Raw genomic sequence first — 17,951 nt, 5'->3', positions numbered from 1 at the left:
CTTTACCTCTTCACCCGGCGCCCAAGGCTGATAATGCGAGTCGCTTTTTCTACCCTGTTTTGCTCCACCCTGGCCCTGCTGCTGGCCAGCACCGCCGTGATCGCCGCGCCGCAATCGGCGCTGACCGTGTATGGCGAACCGGCCAAATACCAACCCGGCTTCACCCACTTCGACTACGCCAACCCCAACGCCCCCAAGGGCGGCAGCCTGCGACGCTCGGCCATCGAGATCGGGCGCTACGACCATGTGCTGCCCTATGGCGACAAAGGCATTGGCGTGAGCCAGGTCGACGGCTGGCTGTATTCGCCCCTGGCCCTGCGCTCGCTGGACGAGCCCTACACGGTCTACGGCCTGGTGGCGGAAAAGATGGAGCGGTCAGACGACGGTCTGTCCCTGCGTTTTTACCTGAACCCCAAGGCGCGCTTCGCCGATGGGCAGCCGATCACCGCCGAAGACGTGCGCTACAGTTTCAACCTGCTGATGACCCAGGGCAGCCTGCGCTACCGCACGCTGTTCGCCGACGTGAAACACGTCGAGGTCGAAGGCCCGCGCCAGGTGCGCTTCGATTTCGCAAGCAATGAAAACCGCACCCTGCCCCTGGACGTCGCCACCCTGCCGGTGTTTCCCGAGCATTGGTGGAAGACCCGCGACTTCGCCGACGGCGGCGGCTACGAGATTCCCCTCGGCAGCGGCCCCTACACCATCAGCAAGGTGGATGCCGGCAACACCATCACCTTCAAGCGCGACCCGAACTGGTGGGGCAAGGACCTGCCCATCAGCCGTGGCCTGTACAACTTCGATCACCTGAGCCTGGAATACTTCGGCGACACCGAAGTGGCGCGCCAGGTCCTGCGGGGCGGCGCCTACGACTTCAACCGCGAATTCTCCGCCACCGGCTACTCCATCGGCTACAACGGCCCGGCCCTCGATGATGGCCGCCTGCAACGTGCGCACCTGGCCAAGGAGGCGCCGCAGCCGGCCCAGGGTTACGTGTTCAACGTGCAAAAACCGATGTTCAAGGACCGCCGCGTGCGCCAGGCCCTGGCGATGCTGTGGGACTTCGAGTGGGCCAACCGGCAGATGATGCGCAACATGTACATCCGCCAGCAGAGCTTTTTCTCCAACAGCCCGCTGGCGGCGACCCAACTGCCGGACGCCCAGGAGCTGGCGATCCTGGAACCCCTGCGCGGGCAGATTCCCGACGAAGTCTTCACCCAGGTATTCAAGGCCCCCACCACCGACGGCACCGGGATGATCCGCGACAAGCAGCTGCAAGCCCTGGCGCTACTGGAGCAGGCCGGCTGGAAGCCTGACGGTGACAAGCTGGTGAATGCCGAGGGCGAGCCGCTGGAGTTCACCTTCCTCAACGCCCAGAACGGCCTTGAGCGCCTGTTGTTGCCGTACAAGCGCAACCTGGCGCAGATCGGCATCACCCTCAACATCCGGCGTATCGACTCCTCGCAATACGTCAACCGCCTGATGACCCGGGACTACGACATGATCGTCACCGGCTTCCCGGTCACCACCTCGCCGGGGATGGAGCTGTACAACTACTTCGGTTCCGCCGCAGCGTTTGATACCGGCGCCAACAACTACATGGTGCTCAAGGACCCGGCCGTCGACAGCCTGATCAACGGCCTGGTGAAGGCCAACACCCAGTCGCAGATGCTCAGTTACGCCCATGCCCTGGACCGCGTGCTGCAATGGAATTACCTGTGGATTCCCAACTACTACCCGCCCGGCACTTCCGCCGCGTGGTGGAACCGTTTCGGCCGCCCGGCCGTAGAGGCCAAGACCGATGAAGCCCTGGAAACCTGGTGGGAAATCAGCCCCACGCCGTTGACCAATGAACAGATGAAAGCCGAACTGACCAAACGCCCGGGAGCCCGCTGATGTTTGCCTATATCGTGCGGCGCTTGCTGCTGATCATTCCCACCCTGGTGATTATCCTGCTGGTGAACTTCGTCATCGTCCAGGCCGCGCCCGGCGGGCCGGTGGAACAAGCCATCGCCCACCTCCAGGGGATTGGCGGCGGCGGCATCGGTACGGGCGGCGGTGATGGTGCCGCCGTCGGCTCACGGGCCAGTCGTGGCCTGGACCCGAAACTGATCCAGGAAATCGAAAAACAATACGGCTTCGACAAATCCGCCCCGGAACGCCTGTGGCTGATGCTCAAGAGCTACGCCCAACTGGATTTCGGCAACAGCTTCTTCCGTGGCAAAAGTGTGATCGACCTGATCCTGGAAAAGATGCCGGTGACCATTTCCCTCGGGCTGTGGGCCACCTTGATCACCTACCTGGTGTCGATCCCCCTGGGGATACGCAAGGCGGTGCGTCATGGCAGCAGTTTTGATGTGTGGAGCAGCACCGCGATCGTGATTGGCTATGCGATGCCGGCATTCCTGTTTGCGATGTTCCTGATCGTGGTATTCGCCGGCGGCACCTCGCTGAACTGGTTCCCGGTGCGCGGGCTGGTCTCGGAAAACTTCGACCAGTTGAGCACCGTCGGCAAGATCGCCGACTACTTCTGGCACCTGGTGTTGCCGGTCAGCGCCCTGGTGATCGGCGGTTTCGCCACCTTGACCATTCTCACCAAAAACTCGTTCCTCAATGAAATCACCCGCCAATACGTGGTCACCGCCCGAGCCAAAGGCTTGAGCGAGCGCCGGGTGCTGTACGGGCATGTGTTTCGCAACGCCATGCTGCTGGTGATCTCGGGGATTCCCCAAGCGTTTATCGCGGTGTTCTTTGCCGGTTCGCTGCTGATCGAGGTGATTTTCTCCCTCGATGGCCTCGGCCGCATGAGCTACGAAGCCGCAGTTTCACGGGACTACCCGGTGGTATTCGGTTCGTTGTTTATCTTCACGTTGTTTGGCCTCTTGATAAAACTCATCGGTGACCTCTGCTACACCCTGGTGGACCCGCGTATCGACTTCGCCGCGAGGAACGCCTGATGCTCAAGCTTTCTCCCGTGGCCCGTCGACGCTTTGAACGCTTCAAGAAAAACCGACGCGGCTGGTGGTCGCTGTGGCTGTTTATCGGCCTGTTTATCCTGACCCTCGGCGGCGAGTTGATCGCCAACGACAAACCCTTGGTGCTCAGCTACCAGAACGAACTGTATTTCCCGGTGTTCAAGCGCTACACCGAGCAGGAGTTCGGCGGGCAACTGCCGTTCCAGGCGGATTACCGCAGTGAGTACGTGCAGAACCTGATCAAGAAGGACGGCGGATGGATGCTGTTCCCGCCGATCCCGTTCAGCGACGACACGCCCAACTATGAACTGACCCGCCCTGCCCCCAGCCCGCCCTCGAGCGTGAACTGGCTGGGCACCGACGACCAGTCCCGCGACGTGCTGGCGCGGGTGATCTTCGGCGCACGGGTGTCGATCCTGTTTGCCCTGGCCCTCACCGCCATCAGCGCCGCCATCGGCATCGCCGCCGGGGCCTTGCAGGGTTACTACGGAGGCTGGGTCGACTTGCTCGGGCAACGCATCCTGGAGGTGTGGTCCGGGCTGCCGGTGCTGTATTTGCTGATCATCCTGTCGGGGTTTGTCGAGCCGAATTTCTGGTGGTTGCTGGGGATCATGGCGCTGTTTTCGTGGCTGGCCCTGGTGGACGTGGTGCGCGCCGAGTTCCTGCGGGGGCGCAACCTGGAGTACGTCAAGGCTGCGCGGGCGCTGGGCCTGGGGGACGGCAAGATCATCCGCCGGCATATCCTGCCGAACGCGATGACCGCCACCCTGAGCTACTTGCCGTTCATTTTGACCGGGGCGATTTCCACCTTGAGCGCCCTGGATTTCCTTGGCTTCGGCATGCCCACCGGCAGCGCGTCACTGGGGGAACTGATCGCCCAGGGCAAGCAAAACCTGCAGGCGCCGTGGCTGGGGCTGACCGCGTTTTTCACCCTGGCGCTGATCCTGTCGTTGCTGGTGTTTATCGGCGAGGCGTTGCGTGACGCCTTCGACCCACGCTCATGAAGGGCTTTGAGATGACTGAAAACCTGATCGAGATTCGCGATCTGAGCGTCGCCTTCAATGGCCAGGCCGTGGTGCGCAAACTGTGCCTCGACGTGCGCCCCGGCGAATGCCTGGCGCTGGTGGGCGAGTCGGGTTCGGGCAAATCGGTGACCGCCCATTCGATCCTGCAACTGCTGCCCGAGGCCGGCACCGAAACCACCGGCTCGGTGCGCTATCGCGGCCAGGAACTGCTCGGCGCCTCCCCCGCCACCCTGCAAAAACTGCGGGGCAACCGGATTGCGATGATCTTCCAGGAGCCGATGACCTCCCTCAATCCGCTGCACAGCATCGAGAAGCAGATCGGCGAAACCCTGCTGCTGCACAAGGGCCTGGGCGGCAAACAAGCCCAGGCGCGGATCCTTGAATTGCTGGAACTGGTGGGCATCCAGAAGCCCCGGGAACGCCTCAAGGCCTACCCTCATCAACTCTCCGGCGGCCAGCGCCAGCGGGTGATGATCGCCATGGCCCTGGCCTGCGAGCCGGAACTGTTGATTGCCGACGAACCCACCACCGCGCTGGATGTGACGGTGCAGCGCAAGATCCTGCTGCTGCTCAAGTCCCTGCAACAACGCCTGGGCATGTCGCTGCTGCTGATCAGCCACGACCTCAACCTGGTGCGCAGCATTGCCCAACGGGTGTGCGTGATGAAGGCCGGGGAGATTGTCGAGCAAGCCGAATGCGAGACCCTGTTCTGCGCCCCGCAGCACCCTTACAGCCGCCTGCTGCTGGATGCCGAGCCGGCAGGCATCGTCTTGAATCACGAGGTTCGCGAGACGGTGCTGCAGGTGGATGACCTGAGCGTGCAGTTCCCGCTGGGCGGCGGGCTGTTCCGGCGCAAACAGTACCTGCAGGCGGTGGACGGCATCAGCCTGACGGTGCAGCGCGGCAAGACGCTGGGGATTGTCGGCGAGTCCGGCTCGGGCAAGTCCACCCTGGGCCAGGCGATCTTGCGCCTGCTGGATGCCAGCGGCGCGATTCGCTTCCAGGGCGAAGCGCTCGAGGGCCTGACGCAAAAGCAGATGCAGCCGTGGCGCAAGCAGATGCAGGTGGTGTTCCAGGACCCGTTCGGCAGCCTCAGCCCGCGGATGTCGGTGGCGCAGATCATCAGCGAAGGCCTGGAAGTGCATGCCCCGTGCAGCCTCAAGGACCGCGAAGCCCAAGTGATCCGCGTGCTGGAGGATGTGGGCCTGGATCCCGCCAGCCGCCATCGCTACCCCCACGAATTCTCCGGCGGCCAGCGTCAGCGCATCGCCATCGCCCGCGCCCTGGTGCTCAAGCCGGCGCTGATCCTGCTGGACGAGCCCACCTCGGCGCTGGACCGTACCGTGCAGAAACAGGTAGTCTCCCTGCTGCTTGAGCTACAGGAAAAGTACGGCCTGACCTACCTGTTTATCAGCCATGACCTGGCCGTGGTGCGGGCCCTGGCCCACGACATGATCGTGATCAAGGACGGCAAGGTGGTGGAACGCGGGCCGAGCGATGAAGTGTTTGCCGCGCCTCAACACCCCTACACCCGGGAACTGCTGGCCGCAGCGCACATCCCCCTGTAGGAGCCGGCTTGCCGGCGATGGCGTCCTCAAGATTGCCATCGCCGGCAAGCCGGCTCCTGCAGGGGCATATTCTCATCATTATTTTTAGCGGTCCCGCCCATGAACAACAGCGAAAGCCTCAAGGACTACCAGCACGTTCGCGGCCTGGCGATCCAGTCGTTGTTCGAGATCATCGAGCAGTCCAGCGAAGGCACGGTGATTGTCGACGGCGACGCGAATATCGTCTGGATGAACGAGCGCTACGCCAAGCGCTTCGGCCTGAAAAGCGCCGACGAAGCCATCGGCCAACCCTGCGAGCAGGTGATTTCCAACAGCCTGCTGCGCCAGGTGGTGCGCAATGACCAGCCGATTCTGCTGGATATCCAGGACACCCCCAAGGGCCCGCTGGTGGTGATGCGCCTGCCGATCCACGACGATGGGGGCAAGGTGATCGGCGCCATCGGGTTTGCGCTGTTTGATGAGCTGCGCAACCTGTCGCCGCTGATCGAGCGCTACCTGAGCATGCAGCAGGAACTGGCCTCTACCCGTTCGCTGCTGAGGTCGCGGCAGAGCAAGTACAACTTCGCGCACTTTATCGGCACCAGCGCGGCCAGCCTGGAAGTCAAACGCCGGGCACGGCGCAGTGCGAGCGCGGAGTCGCCAGTGTTGCTGCTGGGGGAAACCGGTACCGGCAAGGAATTGCTGGCCCAGGCGATTCACGGTGCATCGCCCCGGGCGCACAAGGCGTTTGTGAGCATCAACAGCGCGGCGATTCCCCACGACCTGCTGGAAGCAGAATTCTTCGGTACCGCGCCGGGCGCGTTTACCGGGGCCGACCGCAAGGGTCGTCCCGGCAAGCTGCAAATCGCCCAGGGCGGCACGCTGTTTCTCGATGAGATCGGCGACATGCCCCTGCCGCTGCAAAGCAAGCTGCTGCGGGTGTTGCAGGAGAAAGAGTTCGAGCCGGTGGGCTCCAACGAGATGATCCACAGTGATGTGCGGGTGATTGCCGCCACGTCGATGGATCTTGAAGCGGCGATCAAGCGCGGCGAGTTTCGGGCAGACCTGTATTACCGGCTGAATGTGCTGCCGATCCAGGTGCCGCCGTTGCGCGCCCGGCTGGATGATTTGCCGGCGTTGAGTGAAGCGATTCTGGAGGAGTTGCGCAGCCAGCATGAGCTGGACCGCGAGGCCTTGGCGTTGTTGGCACAGCATGCGTGGCCGGGCAATATCCGCGAGCTGCGCAATGTGCTGGAGCGGGCGGCGTTGTTGAGTGACGACCTGGTGCTGGATGCCAGTGAAATTCGCGCAGCCATTGGTACGTTCAGTCCGGTGGAGCACAGTTCGGTAGAGACCGTTGAGGGCGAGAGTTTCAGTGCGGCCCGGGAGCGGTTTGATCGGCAGGTGATTGGGGCGGCGTTGAAGCAGTGTGAGGGGAATGTGGTGGAGGCGGCGAAGCGGCTGGGGCTCGGCCGGTCGACCTTGTACAAGAAGATGGTTGCTCTGGGTATCGCCTAGTCTCAAAAAAGAGACACAAATCTCATATCAAAGACAATCTACTGTGGGAGCTGGCTTGCCTGCGATAGCGGTGGGTCAGCCAACACATTCATCAACTGACAAACCGCCATCGCAGGCAAGCCAGCTCCCACATTTGATCACCGTCAGTCTCAAGTCAGAGACAAACTTCAGAACCCAAAACTCAAAAAACAATATTATCTATATATTTCAACAAGTTAAGTACTTGGCACACATCTCGCTATAGCCCCTCCCCACAGCCTCACCCCCACAAAAATAACAATCAGATGGAGACACACCATGAGTGTGATCATTGCCCTCGCAGCCCTGGCGTTGCTGATGCTGGCCGCCTACCGTGGCTACAGCGTCATCCTGTTTGCCCCCATCGCCGCCCTCGGCGCCGTGCTGCTCACCGACCCGTCCGCCGTCGCCCCTGCCTTCACCGGGGTGTTCATGGAGAAAATGGTCGGCTTCCTCAAACTGTATTTCCCGGTGTTCCTGCTCGGCGCGGTGTTCGGCAAGCTGATCGAGATCTCCGGCTTCTCGCGCTCCATCGTCGCCGCCGCCATCCGCTTGCTTGGCACCCGCCAGGCGATGCTGGTGATCGTGCTGGTGTGCGCCCTGCTGACCTACGGCGGCGTGTCGCTGTTCGTCGTAGTGTTCGCGGTGTACCCGTTTGCCGCCGAGATGTTCCGCCAAAGCAATATCCCCAAGCGCCTGTTGCCGGCGACCATCGCCCTCGGTGCGTTCTCGTTCACCATGGACGCTCTGCCCGGCACGCCGCAGATCCAGAACATCATCCCCAGCACCTTCTTCAACACCACCGCCTGGGCCGCGCCGTGGTTGGGGCTGATCGGCACGATCTTCGTGTTCTGCGTCGGCATGCTGTACCTGGCCCGCCAGCGCAACAAGGCCCAGCGCGCCGGTGAAGGCTATGGCACCAACCTGCGCAACGAGCCGGAAACCGCCGAAGATATCCAGCTGCCCAACCCGTGGATCGCCCTGTCGCCGCTGTTGCTGGTGGGCATCATGAACCTGCTGTTCACCCACTGGATTCCGCTGTGGTACGGCAAGACCCACACCCTCAGCCTGCCGGGCATGAGCGCGCCGGTGCAGACCGAAGTCGCCAAGCTCACAGCGATCTGGGCGGTGCAGGCGGCCTTGCTGGTGGGGATCATCGTGGTGCTGGTGTTCGGCTTCTCGGCGATTCGCAGCAAGCTTGCCGAAGGCAGCAAGAGCGCGGTCAGCGGTGCACTGCTGGCGGCGATGAACACTGCGTCGGAATACGGCTTTGGGGCGGTGATCGCCTCGTTGCCGGGCTTTCTGGTACTGGCCGACTGGCTCAAGGGCATCCCCAACCCGCTGGTCAACGAAGCGATTACCGTGACCCTGCTGGCCGGTATCACCGGTTCCGCTTCGGGCGGCATGAGCATCGCGCTGGCAGCCATGTCGGAGAGCTTTATTTCAGCGGCCCATGCGGCCAATATCCCCCTTGAAGTACTGCACCGGGTCGCGGCCATGGCCAGTGGCGGCATGGACACCCTGCCCCACAACGGCGCCGTGATCACGCTGCTGGCGGTCACCGGGCTGACCCACCGCGAAGCCTATAAAGATATTTTCGGCATCACGATCATCAAGACCCTCGCGGTGTTCGTGGTGATTGGTACTTTCTACGCCACCGGCATTGTGTGAGGTTGATATGACGACATTGAACGGCAAGACCGCCCTGGTCACCGGTTCCACCAGCGGCATCGGCCTGGGCATCGCCCTGAGCCTGGCCAAGGCCGGCGCCAACCTGATCCTCAACGGCTTCGGCGACGCCAGCGCGGTGATCGCCCAGGTGCAGGCCTTCGGCGGCAAGGTCGGGCATCACCCGGCCGACGTCAGCGACCCGGCACAGATCGCCGAGATGATCGCCTACGCCGAGCGCGAGTTTGGTGGCGTGGACATCCTGGTGAACAACGCCGGGATCCAGCATGTGGCGCCGGTGGATGAGTTCCCGGTGGAGCGCTGGGATTCGATCATTGCGATCAACCTGTCTTCGGTGTTCCACAGCACCCGCCTGAGCTTGCCGGGCATGAAGGCCAGGGGCTGGGGGCGGATCGTGAATATCGCTTCGGTGCATGGGCTGGTGGGGTCGGTGGGCAAGGCGGCTTACGTCGCTGCCAAGCACGGGGTGATCGGGTTGACCAAGGTGGTGGGGCTGGAAACCGCCCAGAGTAATGTCACCTGCAACGCGATCTGCCCGGGGTGGGTGTTGACGCCGCTGGTGCAGAAGCAGATTGATGATCGCATTGCGACCGGGGTGGACCCGCAACAGGCGCAGCATGACTTGCTGGCGGAGAAGCAGCCGTCGCTGGAATTCGTGACGCCGCCGCAACTGGGGGAACTGGTGCTGTTCCTGTGCAGCGAAGCCGGCAGCCAGGTGCGCGGCGCGGCGTGGAATATCGACGGCGGCTGGCTGGCCCAGTAAACGACGACCCCCAAGACACCGGAGATCAAATGTGGGAGCTGGCTTGCCTGCGATAGCGGTGAGTCAGCTTGCATCACTGGCACCTGACACACCGCTATCGCAGGCAAGCCAGCTCCCACATTTTTGACCTGTGTTGTTTGGCAGATTTGACACAAGAACAAGAGATTTCCTTATGTCCGAAATACTCTGGCAACCCTCCCCCGAACGCATCCACGCCACCCGGATGGACCAGTTCCGGCGCTTCATCAATGATCGCCACGCCTTGCAGATCAGCGATTACCCGGCCCTGCACCAATGGAGCATCGACCAGCGCCCGGACTTCTGGCGGGCGATTGTCGAGTTCTTCGACGTGCAATTCCGCACACCGCCCAGCGCAGTGCTGATTGAAGACGCCGAGATGCCCAGCGCCCAGTGGTTTCCCGGCGCTACCCTGAACTTTGCCGAACACTTGCTGCGCCGCCGCGATGATCACCCCGCCGTGGTCGCCATTGGCGAAGACGGCCAGCGCGAACAACTGACCTACGCCGAACTCGCCCACCACGTCGCCGGCCTGCAACGCAGCCTGCGGGCCGCCGGGGTGGGCGTGGGTGATCGGGTGGCCGCGTGCATGCCCAACACCTGGCAAACCCTGGTGGGCATGCTCGCCACCACCAGCCTTGGAGCGATCTGGTCATGCTCCTCGCCGGATTTCGGTACCCAGGGCGTGATCGACCGCTTCGGCCAGATCGAACCCAAGGTGCTGATCACCTGCGCCGGCTACCGCTATGCCGGCAAGGTCATTGACCAGAGCAGCAAGCTCAATGAAATCCTCGAGCGGCTGCCGTCCCTGCAACAACTGATCATCGTGCCGTACGCCCGCCCGCAAGCGCGCCCCGAGGACTATCAAACCCAAGCCAGCGTCGCACTCTGGGACGACTTCTACACCCCCGGCGGTGAGCCCGACTTCGTCGCCGTACCTTTCGACCACCCGCTGTACATCCTGTATTCCAGCGGCACCACCGGCGTGCCCAAGTGCATCATCCATGGCACCGGCGGCGTGCTGCTCACCCACCTCAAGGAACACGGCCTGCACGCCGACCTGTCCCGCAACGACTGCCTGTTCTACTACACCACCTGCGGCTGGATGATGTGGAACTGGCTGGTGTCGGTGCTGGCCATCGGCGCCACGGCGGTGCTGTATGACGGCTCGCCGTTTCACCCGGGGCCGGAACGCCTGATGGACCTGATCGATCAGGAGAAAATCAGCGTATTCGGCACCAGCCCGAAATTCCTCGCGACCCTGGAAAAAGCCGGGCTGCAACCGCGCCTGAGCCATGACCTGGGCAGCCTCAAGGGTTTGATCTCCACCGGCTCGCCGCTGTCGCCCCAGAGCTACGATTACGTGTACCGCGAGATCAAGCCCGAGCTGTGCCTGTCGTCGATGTCGGGCGGCACCGACATCGTCTCCTGCTTTGTGATCGGCAACCCGGTGCTGCCGGTGCGCCGTGGCGAGATGCAGTGCAAGAGCCTGGCGATGGCCATCGAAGTGTGGGACGACCAGGGCCGCCCGCTGGTGGGCGAAAAAGGCGAGCTGGTGTGCACCCGACACTTCCCGGCGATGCCCATCGGCCTGTGGAATGACCCGCATCAGGAAAAGCTGCGGGCCTCGTATTTCAGCCAGTTCCCCGGCGTATGGGCCCAGGGCGACTACGCCGAACAACGGCCCAATGGCAGCCTGCTGATCCACGGCCGTTCAGACGCGGTGCTCAACCCCGGCGGCGTGCGCATCGGTACCGCAGAGATTTATCGCCAGGTGGAAAAGGTGCCCCAGGTCCTGGAAAGCCTGGCCATCGGCCAACGCTGGCAGGACGATGTGCGAGTGGTGCTGTTTGTGCGGCTCAACGACGGCATCGAACTGGATGACGCCCTGGAGCAGCAGATCCGCCAGGTGATCCGCGCCAACACCACGCCGCGCCATGTGCCGGCGAAGATCCTCGCGGTGACGGACATCCCGCGCACCATCAGCGGCAAGATCGTCGAACTGGCGGTGCGCAACGTGGTGCACGGCGAGCCGGTCAAGAACACCGATGCCCTGGCCAACCCCGAAGCCCTGGAGCAATTTCGCGACCGTCGGGAGCTGGCAGAAAGATGAAACGTTTTAGCCCTTAGGCACTCATTTGAAGACAAACCCCTCAAGCATGCTATTTTTCGGGGGTGGAAAGCCGTTCCCCACTCACGGGATAATCGGATTTTGTCATTCTTCAAGCGTTACGCGCAGGGCATCTACATGAACGTATCACCCACCGGCAGCGAGGCCGCGGCACTGATTGCGCGGCTGGACTGGGCACGAAGCCCCCTCGGTGACGCCATTGATTGGCCGCAAAGCCTCCGTACAGCCGTCGACATCGTGATCCATTCACCCATGCCGATGCTGTTGCTGTGGGGCGCCGAACTCACCCAGATCTACAACGACGGCTTCGCGATGCTGGCCGGCAACAAGCACCCTGCCGCCTTCGGCCAGCCCGCCGACCTGATCTGGCCGGAACTCAAGCCATTCACCGACCCGATCTACAGCGCCGTCCTCACCGGCCAGGTGCGCACCTTCACCGAGCAGCGATTTGTCCTGCAGCGCAACCACCGCGACACCGAGATCTGGCTCGACCTGACCTACAGTCCCATCCGGGACGAACGTGGCGAGGTCGCCGGGATCCTGATCACCGCCATCGAAACCAACGAACGCCGGCGCATCGCCCTGGAACTGCAGCAGCGCACCGAAAACAGCCTCAAGGCCCAGCGCAACACCGAGCAGCGCCTGCAACTGGCCCTGGCCGCCACCGACGCCGTGGGCACCTGGGACTGGGACATCGGCGAAGACCGGTTTATCGCCGACGCGCATTTTGCCCAGTTGCACGGCGTTGATCCCTGCGATGCCGGCCTGCTGCCCATCAGCGACTACCTGCAAGGCGTGCACCCCGAAGACCGCGGCATGGTGGCCCGCAGCATCAAGCACTGCATCACCCACGGCACCGAATACGCCGAGGAATACCGCCTGCTGCAAGCCGATGGCGAAGTGCGCTGGGTGTTCGCCCGGGGCCGCTGCTACAAGGACCATCATGGCCGCCCGGCGCGCTTTCTCGGCGCGGCCCTCGACCTGACCGAACGCAAGCACACCGAGCAGGCCCTGCGCCAAAGCCAGACCGAGCTGCAGTTGATCATCAACGCCATGCCGGTGCTGATCGGCTATGTCGACCATGAGCAGCGTTTTCGCCTGAACAACAGCGCCTACCTGGACTGGTACGGCATGACCCCGCAGGAGCTGTATGGCAAGTCCATCCGCGAGGTGCTGGGGGATGAAGTCTATGCCGGGCGCGTCGACAAAATCGAAGCGGCGCTCAAGGGCAAGGCCTGCAGCTTTGTCACCGTCACGCCGCACCATGACGGGCGGCCGCGCCACGCGCTGATGAAGTACCTGCCGCGGTTCAGTGCCGACGGTTCGGTCAACGGCTTCTACATTTTTGTGATCGACGAGACCGAGCGCAAACTCACCGAAGAAGCGCTGCGTCACCTCAATGAGAACCTCGAAGAGCGCGTCAGCCAGCGCACCCAGGCCCTGGCCGAAGCCAACCAGCGCCTGCAAAACGAGATGTTCGAACGCGAGCGCGCCGAAGACGCCCTGCGCCATGCCCAGAAAATGGAAGCGGTCGGCCAGCTCACCGGCGGCATCGCCCATGACTTCAACAACATGCTCACCGGGATCATCGGCAGCCTGGACCTGATGCAACGCTACATCGCCGCCGGGCGCAGCGACGAGATCGGCCGATTCACCGACGCCGCCGTGTCCTCGGCCCATCGCGCCGCCGCACTGACCCATCGCTTGCTGGCCTTCTCCCGGCGCCAGTCGCTGGACCGCAAGCCGGTGGACCCGAATCAGTTGGTGGCGTCCCTGGAAGACCTGTTCCGCCGCACCAAGGGCGCGCACATCGAACTCAAGGTGAACCTGGGCGCCGACGTGTGGCCGGTGAACACCGACGCCAGCCAGCTGGAAAACGCCCTGCTCAACCTGGTGATCAACGCCCGGGATGCGATGCCCGACGGCGGGCAACTGTGCATCGAGACCGCCAACAGCTACCTCGACGGCACGGATATCACCACGCTGGAGCCAGTCAAGGCCGGCGACTACGTGATGCTCGGCGTGAGCGACAACGGCGCCGGCATGACCGCGAAGATCCTCGCCAAGGCCTTCGACCCGTTCTTCACCACCAAGCCCATCGGCCAGGGCACGGGCCTTGGGTTGTCGATGATCTACGGGTTTGCCCAGCAATCCGGTGGCCACGTCACCATTGAAAGTGAACCAGGCCAAGGCACTTGCGTACGCCTGTATTTGCCGCGCCTGCATGGCACGGCGCTGGAACGGAGCGTGCCCGCCAGCCAGGGCGAAGCCCCGGTGGCGCTGGCGGGCGAAGCAGTGGTGGTGGTCGAGGATGACCCGGCGGTGCGCATGCTGGTGGTGAATGTACTGGATGAACTCGGCTACACCGCGCACCAGGCCGCCGATGCACGGGCGGCGCTGCCGTTGCTGGAGTCTGATTTGCGGGTGGACTTGCTGGTGACCGATGTGGGCTTGCCGGGGATGAATGGCCGGCAGTTGGCGGAGATCGCCCGGCAACACCGGCCGGAACTCAAGGTGCTGTTCATGACCGGTTATGCCGAGAAAGCCGCCGAACGCCAAGGGTTCCTGGAGGCAGGCATGGACATGGTAGCCAAGCCGTTTTCGATAGACCTTCTGGCTAACAAAATCCGCAGCATGATCAGCTCAGAGGCCTGACTTCAGGCATAATCGCGCGCCGTTTCACATCAGGACCGATCAATGAAAGCCCAAGCCCGTCACATTCTGGTGAAAACCAGCGAGGAAGCCGAACAGCTCAAGCAGCGTATTGCCAAGGGCGAAGCGTTTGATGTGCTGGCCAAGAAGTACTCCACCTGCCCGTCTGCCAAGCGCGGCGGTGATTTGGGTGAAGTGCGGCCGGGGCAGATGGTGGGGGTGATTGATGCGGTGATCTTCAAGAAGCCGGTGAAGGTGGTTCATGGGCCGATCAAGAGCAAGTTCGGGTATCACCTGGTGCAGGTGTTTTACCGAGATTGAGGGGTTGGCTTTAGGCCGCCATCGCAGGCAAGCCAGCTCCCACAGTTGACCGAGTTCTCTCTCAAGAATACGGTCAACTGTGGGAGCCGGGCTTGCCCGCGATCCGCCGCAGGCGGCCAAACACCTCAATCTCGGGGAATCAGTGCACCGGGTACTTGAATGACCCGGCTCGCCAGGCGATGCCCGGCCAGTGCGGCCTCTTGCGGGGAACCACCTTTGAGCCGACTGGCCAGGTACGCCGCGCTGAACGAATCCCCCGCCGCGGTGGTGTCGACCACCTTCTCCACCACCAGCGCCGGCGCCTCGAATCGCTCACCTTCGCAGCGAATCAAACACGCATCCGCGCCACGCTTGAGCACCACTTCGGCAATCGTCGGGTATGCCGCAAACACCTGTTCGCTGTCCTCATAACCAAACAACGCGCGCTCGTCATCTTCGGTCAGCAAGGCGATATCCACCTCGGCCAATACCGTGTGATATGCCGCGCGCGCGGCTTCCAGACTGGCCCACAAACGGGGTCGGTAGTTGTTGTCGAACACCACCTTGCCGCCGCGCTTACGGGTTTCGATCAGGGTTTTCAGCAACCGCTCACGGCCCACTTCTCCCAATACCGCCAGGGTGATGCCGCTGAAATACACCACGTCGTAGGTCGGCAGTGCTGCCAGGATCGGCTCGGCCGCCGGTGTGGTGAAGCAGTCGCGTACCGCCGCTTCGTTGCGCCAGTAGAGGAATTTGCGTTCGCCCCTGGCATCGGTCTGGATGCAGTACAAGCCCGGCAGACGTCCGGGCAGGCGCTGGACCATGCCCAGGCCCAGGCCTTCTTCAGCCCAGTGCTTGCACATGGCGTCGCTGAAGCTGTCATCGCCCAGGGCGGTGACGTAGTCGACGGTGCTGGGCTCGCCCAGTTCGCGGCGCAGGTAGACGGCGGCGTTCAGGGTGTCGCCGCCGAAGCTTTGTTGCAGGCTGCCATCGGCGCGGTGTTGGAGTTCGATCATGCATTCGCCGATGAGGGCGATGCGGGGTTTTGTGTTCATGGCTGGGGATTCTCGGGGGTGCTTGAGGGCCTCATCGCGGGCAAGCCCGGCTCCCACAGTTGACCGGGTTGTACCTGAAGGAACACGGTCAATGTGGGAGCTGGCTTGCCTGCGATGGGCGCGACTCGGTCTAGAAGCAGGTATGCAGGCTTTCGATCACTTGCAGTTGCTCATCCACCAAATTACCCACTTGCCACTTGTCGAACGTCAGGCACGGGTGGGAAGTACCAAAGGAGATGATGTCGCCGATACGCAACTCAACCCCCGGCGCCACCACCATGAACGCATGCTGGTCCATCACGGCGGTGACCTTGCACGCGCTCACGTCATCACCCACCGCCGGCAGCACGCCGGCCTTGTAGCGTTTGAGCGGCACCGGCAGGCCGGCGTCGTAGGCCACATCACGCTTGCCGAGGGCGATCACGGCAAAGCCCGGCTCCGGCAAGGATTGCACATGGGCCCAGACTTCCAGCGCCGGGCGCAGTCCTTCGTTGAGGTCGTTGCGACGGTCGAGTACGCAGCACTGCGCTTCTTTGTAGATGCCGTGGTCGTGGGCCACGTAGCTGCCCGGGCGCAATACGCTGAGGAAGCGGCCGGCGGCATTCTGGGCTTCGAAGGATTCGGCGATCAGGTCGTACCAGGCCGAGCCCGAGGCAGTGATGATGGGCTTGCCGAGGTCGAACGCGCCGCTGTTTTGCAGGTCGACGGCCAGGCGCACCAGGGACGCGGCGAAGTCGCGGATGCCGCTGATGGCGTGTTCGCCGTGGATCACCCCTTCGTAGCCTTCAATGCCGGTGAGGGCCAGCGCAGGCTGGGCCTTGATCGCCTTGGCCAGGTCGAGCACCTGCTGTTCAGTGCGGCAACCGCAACGCCCGCCGACCACACCGTATTCGATCATCACGTTCAAGCGCAGGCCGCGGGCGGCGAAGAATGCACCCAGGTCGGCGACGTTGTCCGGGTGGTCGACCATGCAGTGGAAGTCGAATTCCGGGTCGGCCAGCAGGTCGGCGATCAACGCCATGTTCGGTGCGCCCACCAGTTGGTTGGCCATCAATACCCGGCGAACACCACCGGCATACGCAGCGCGGGTCTGCACGGCGTTGGCCAGGGTGATGCCCCAGGCGCCCTGCTCGATCTGCCGCTGGAACAGCGCTGGCATCATGCTGGTCTTGCCGTGGGGCGCCAGTTGCGCGCCGCTGTTGCTGACGAAGTCCTGCATCCAGCGGATGTTGTGTTCCAGGGCATCGCGGTGCAGCACCAGGGCCGGCAGGCTGACGTCACGGACCAGATGTGCACCGACTTCGGCGGCGCCTTTTTCAACGGCATTGAAGGCAGACATAAGGGTTTCCTATTCGTTGATGCGACGGGCCAGGTTGTTCGCGCTGTCGATCAGCACCCGGCGATAGTCGTTGTAGTGTGTGATGGCATCGGCCCGTGGGGCGACGATGCACAGGGTCGCAATGCTGATGCCTTGGGCGTCCCGCACCGGGGCGGCAAAGCAATGGGTAAAGGTGTCGGCGACGCTGTCGAAGGAGAAGAATCCGTCGAGGGTGGCCTGGCGGATTTGCCCGAGGAAGGTTTCCAGGGGCAGGCGCTGACCGTCCGGGAGGATGAAGTCGTCGTAGTCGATCAGGTCGATGATTTGCTGGTCGCTCAGGTGGCCCAGCAGCAGGCGGCCGGAGGCGGTCCAGGGGATTGGGGCGTTTTCGCCGATGTCTGAGGAGATGCGGAAATGCCGCTCGCCTTCGCGCATCAGGGCCACGGTGTATTTGCGGCCATTGAGCAGGCACATCTGGGCGGTTTCGTGGGTCTGGCTGACGATTTCCTGCAGGGCGTGGTCGGCTTCGCGGGTCAGGTCGAAGTGACGCAGGTGGGCCTGGCCGAGGAAGTACAGTTGGCGGCCGAGGTAGACGTGACCGTCCTTGCCGACGGTTTCGAGGATGCGCCGTTCCAGCAGCGAGGCCACCAGCTCGTAGACCGTGGACTTGGGGCTGCCGATGCCGCTGGCGATATCATTCGGGCGCAGGGGCTGGCCGATTTCCTTGAGGAAATCGAGGATATCGAATGCCCGGTCGAGGCCTTTGGCGCGGCGTTTGATGGTGTCTTCGGTCATGGCAGTTTCGGGTCCCGTCAAAGGCTTAAAATCGCAGCAGATAAGTTCTCTGTGGCGAGGGAGCTTGCTCCCGCTGGGCTGCGTAGCGGCCCCAAAAAACGGGAGCGCTTCGCACTCCAGCGGGAGCAAGCTCCCTCGCCACAACGAGTT

At 63.1% G+C, this 17,951-nt stretch carries 12 protein-coding genes and 1 pseudogene; 10 read left to right on the top strand and 3 right to left on the bottom strand.

What is annotated here, in order from left to right; translation table 11 throughout:
- Nucleotides 1-33: 33 nt before the first annotated feature.
- The 10 genes and pseudogenes from V3W39_RS23615 to V3W39_RS23570 form a co-directional block, all read left to right on the top strand.
- Nucleotides 34-1,893: an extracellular solute-binding protein gene (locus tag V3W39_RS23615; RefSeq protein WP_330213418.1), complete on the top strand. Its 1,860-nt coding sequence runs from the start codon at nucleotides 34-36 to the stop codon at nucleotides 1,891-1,893.
- Entirely contained in the window at nucleotides 1,893-2,954 is a 1,062-nt protein-coding gene (locus V3W39_RS23610; RefSeq protein WP_177044466.1) for a microcin C ABC transporter permease YejB, read from the top strand. The genes V3W39_RS23615 and V3W39_RS23610 overlap by 1 nt, the downstream gene beginning before the upstream one ends.
- Nucleotides 2,954-3,976: an ABC transporter permease gene (locus V3W39_RS23605; RefSeq protein ID WP_330213417.1), complete on the top strand. Its 1,023-nt coding sequence runs from the start codon at nucleotides 2,954-2,956 to the stop codon at nucleotides 3,974-3,976. The genes V3W39_RS23610 and V3W39_RS23605 overlap by 1 nt, the downstream gene beginning before the upstream one ends.
- 11 nt (nucleotides 3,977-3,987) lie before the next feature.
- Entirely contained in the window at nucleotides 3,988-5,565 is a 1,578-nt protein-coding gene (locus V3W39_RS23600) for an ABC transporter ATP-binding protein (RefSeq protein WP_330213416.1), read from the top strand.
- Nucleotides 5,566-5,664: 99 nt separating this feature from the next.
- Complete coding sequence (locus V3W39_RS23595; RefSeq protein ID WP_177133357.1) at nucleotides 5,665-7,062, top strand: sigma-54 interaction domain-containing protein; 1,398 nt, start codon at nucleotides 5,665-5,667, stop codon at nucleotides 7,060-7,062.
- A gap of 297 nt (nucleotides 7,063-7,359) precedes the next feature.
- Nucleotides 7,360-8,751, top strand: coding sequence for a GntP family permease (locus tag V3W39_RS23590; RefSeq protein ID WP_177044460.1), 1,392 nt, complete (start codon nucleotides 7,360-7,362; stop codon nucleotides 8,749-8,751).
- Nucleotides 8,752-8,758: 7 nt separating this feature from the next.
- The gene (locus V3W39_RS23585; protein ID WP_177044457.1) at nucleotides 8,759-9,532 is read left to right on the top strand and encodes a 3-hydroxybutyrate dehydrogenase; all 774 of its coding nucleotides are present in this window, start codon (nucleotides 8,759-8,761) and stop codon (nucleotides 9,530-9,532) included.
- Nucleotides 9,533-9,704: 172 nt separating this feature from the next.
- Nucleotides 9,705-11,663, top strand: a complete 1,959-nt coding sequence (locus V3W39_RS23580) for an acetoacetate--CoA ligase (RefSeq protein WP_330213415.1) — start codon at nucleotides 9,705-9,707, stop codon at nucleotides 11,661-11,663.
- Nucleotides 11,664-11,798: 135 nt separating this feature from the next.
- Nucleotides 11,799-14,336, top strand: a complete 2,538-nt coding sequence (locus V3W39_RS23575; protein ID WP_177044453.1) for a PAS domain-containing hybrid sensor histidine kinase/response regulator — start codon at nucleotides 11,799-11,801, stop codon at nucleotides 14,334-14,336.
- A gap of 27 nt (nucleotides 14,337-14,363) precedes the next feature.
- Nucleotides 14,364-14,654, top strand: a pseudogene (locus V3W39_RS23570) (peptidylprolyl isomerase); the annotation flags it as partial.
- A 125-nt stretch (nucleotides 14,655-14,779) separates the two neighbouring features.
- Here V3W39_RS23570 and V3W39_RS23565 read toward each other — a convergent pair.
- The 3 genes from V3W39_RS23565 to V3W39_RS23555 all read right to left on the bottom strand — a co-directional run bounded on the left by V3W39_RS23565 (nucleotide 14,780) and on the right by V3W39_RS23555 (nucleotide 17,801).
- A complete protein-coding gene (locus V3W39_RS23565) occupies nucleotides 14,780-15,688 on the bottom strand; it encodes a sugar kinase (RefSeq protein ID WP_330213414.1) in 909 nt (302 codons plus the stop codon).
- 130 nt (nucleotides 15,689-15,818) lie between these two features.
- On the bottom strand, nucleotides 15,819-17,027 hold the full coding sequence (locus V3W39_RS23560) for an amino acid deaminase (RefSeq protein WP_330213413.1): 1,209 nt from the start codon (nucleotides 17,025-17,027) through the stop codon (nucleotides 15,819-15,821).
- 9 nt (nucleotides 17,028-17,036) lie between these two features.
- Nucleotides 17,037-17,801 carry an IclR family transcriptional regulator gene (locus tag V3W39_RS23555; protein WP_177044440.1) on the bottom strand — a complete coding sequence of 255 codons (765 nt, stop codon included), beginning with the start codon at nucleotides 17,799-17,801 and terminating at the stop codon, nucleotides 17,037-17,039.
- Nucleotides 17,802-17,951 lie beyond the last annotated feature (150 nt).

The organism is Pseudomonas sp. Z18(2022), from assembly GCF_036346535.1.
Classification (GTDB): domain Bacteria; phylum Pseudomonadota; class Gammaproteobacteria; order Pseudomonadales; family Pseudomonadaceae; genus Aquipseudomonas; species Aquipseudomonas yamanorum_A.
This window is presented reverse-complemented; position numbering and strand designations above follow the sequence as displayed.

What these genes read in the sequence shown, in the direction of transcription:
- V3W39_RS23615 (WP_330213418.1), top strand. Translation starts at nt 34, where the DNA reads ATGCGAGTCGCTTTTTCTACCCTGTTTTGCTCCACCCTGGCCCTGCTG.
- V3W39_RS23610 (WP_177044466.1), top strand. Translation starts at nt 1,893, where the DNA reads ATGTTTGCCTATATCGTGCGGCGCTTGCTGCTGATCATTCCCACCCTG.
- V3W39_RS23605 (WP_330213417.1), top strand. Translation starts at nt 2,954, where the DNA reads ATGCTCAAGCTTTCTCCCGTGGCCCGTCGACGCTTTGAACGCTTCAAG.
- V3W39_RS23600 (WP_330213416.1), top strand. Translation starts at nt 3,988, where the DNA reads ATGACTGAAAACCTGATCGAGATTCGCGATCTGAGCGTCGCCTTCAAT.
- V3W39_RS23595 (WP_177133357.1), top strand. Translation starts at nt 5,665, where the DNA reads ATGAACAACAGCGAAAGCCTCAAGGACTACCAGCACGTTCGCGGCCTG.
- V3W39_RS23590 (WP_177044460.1), top strand. Translation starts at nt 7,360, where the DNA reads ATGAGTGTGATCATTGCCCTCGCAGCCCTGGCGTTGCTGATGCTGGCC.
- V3W39_RS23585 (WP_177044457.1), top strand. Translation starts at nt 8,759, where the DNA reads ATGACGACATTGAACGGCAAGACCGCCCTGGTCACCGGTTCCACCAGC.
- V3W39_RS23580 (WP_330213415.1), top strand. Translation starts at nt 9,705, where the DNA reads ATGTCCGAAATACTCTGGCAACCCTCCCCCGAACGCATCCACGCCACC.
- V3W39_RS23575 (WP_177044453.1), top strand. Translation starts at nt 11,799, where the DNA reads ATGAACGTATCACCCACCGGCAGCGAGGCCGCGGCACTGATTGCGCGG.
- V3W39_RS23565 (WP_330213414.1), bottom strand. Translation starts at nt 15,688, where the DNA reads ATGAACACAAAACCCCGCATCGCCCTCATCGGCGAATGCATGATCGAA.
- V3W39_RS23560 (WP_330213413.1), bottom strand. Translation starts at nt 17,027, where the DNA reads ATGTCTGCCTTCAATGCCGTTGAAAAAGGCGCCGCCGAAGTCGGTGCA.
- V3W39_RS23555 (WP_177044440.1), bottom strand. Translation starts at nt 17,801, where the DNA reads ATGACCGAAGACACCATCAAACGCCGCGCCAAAGGCCTCGACCGGGCA.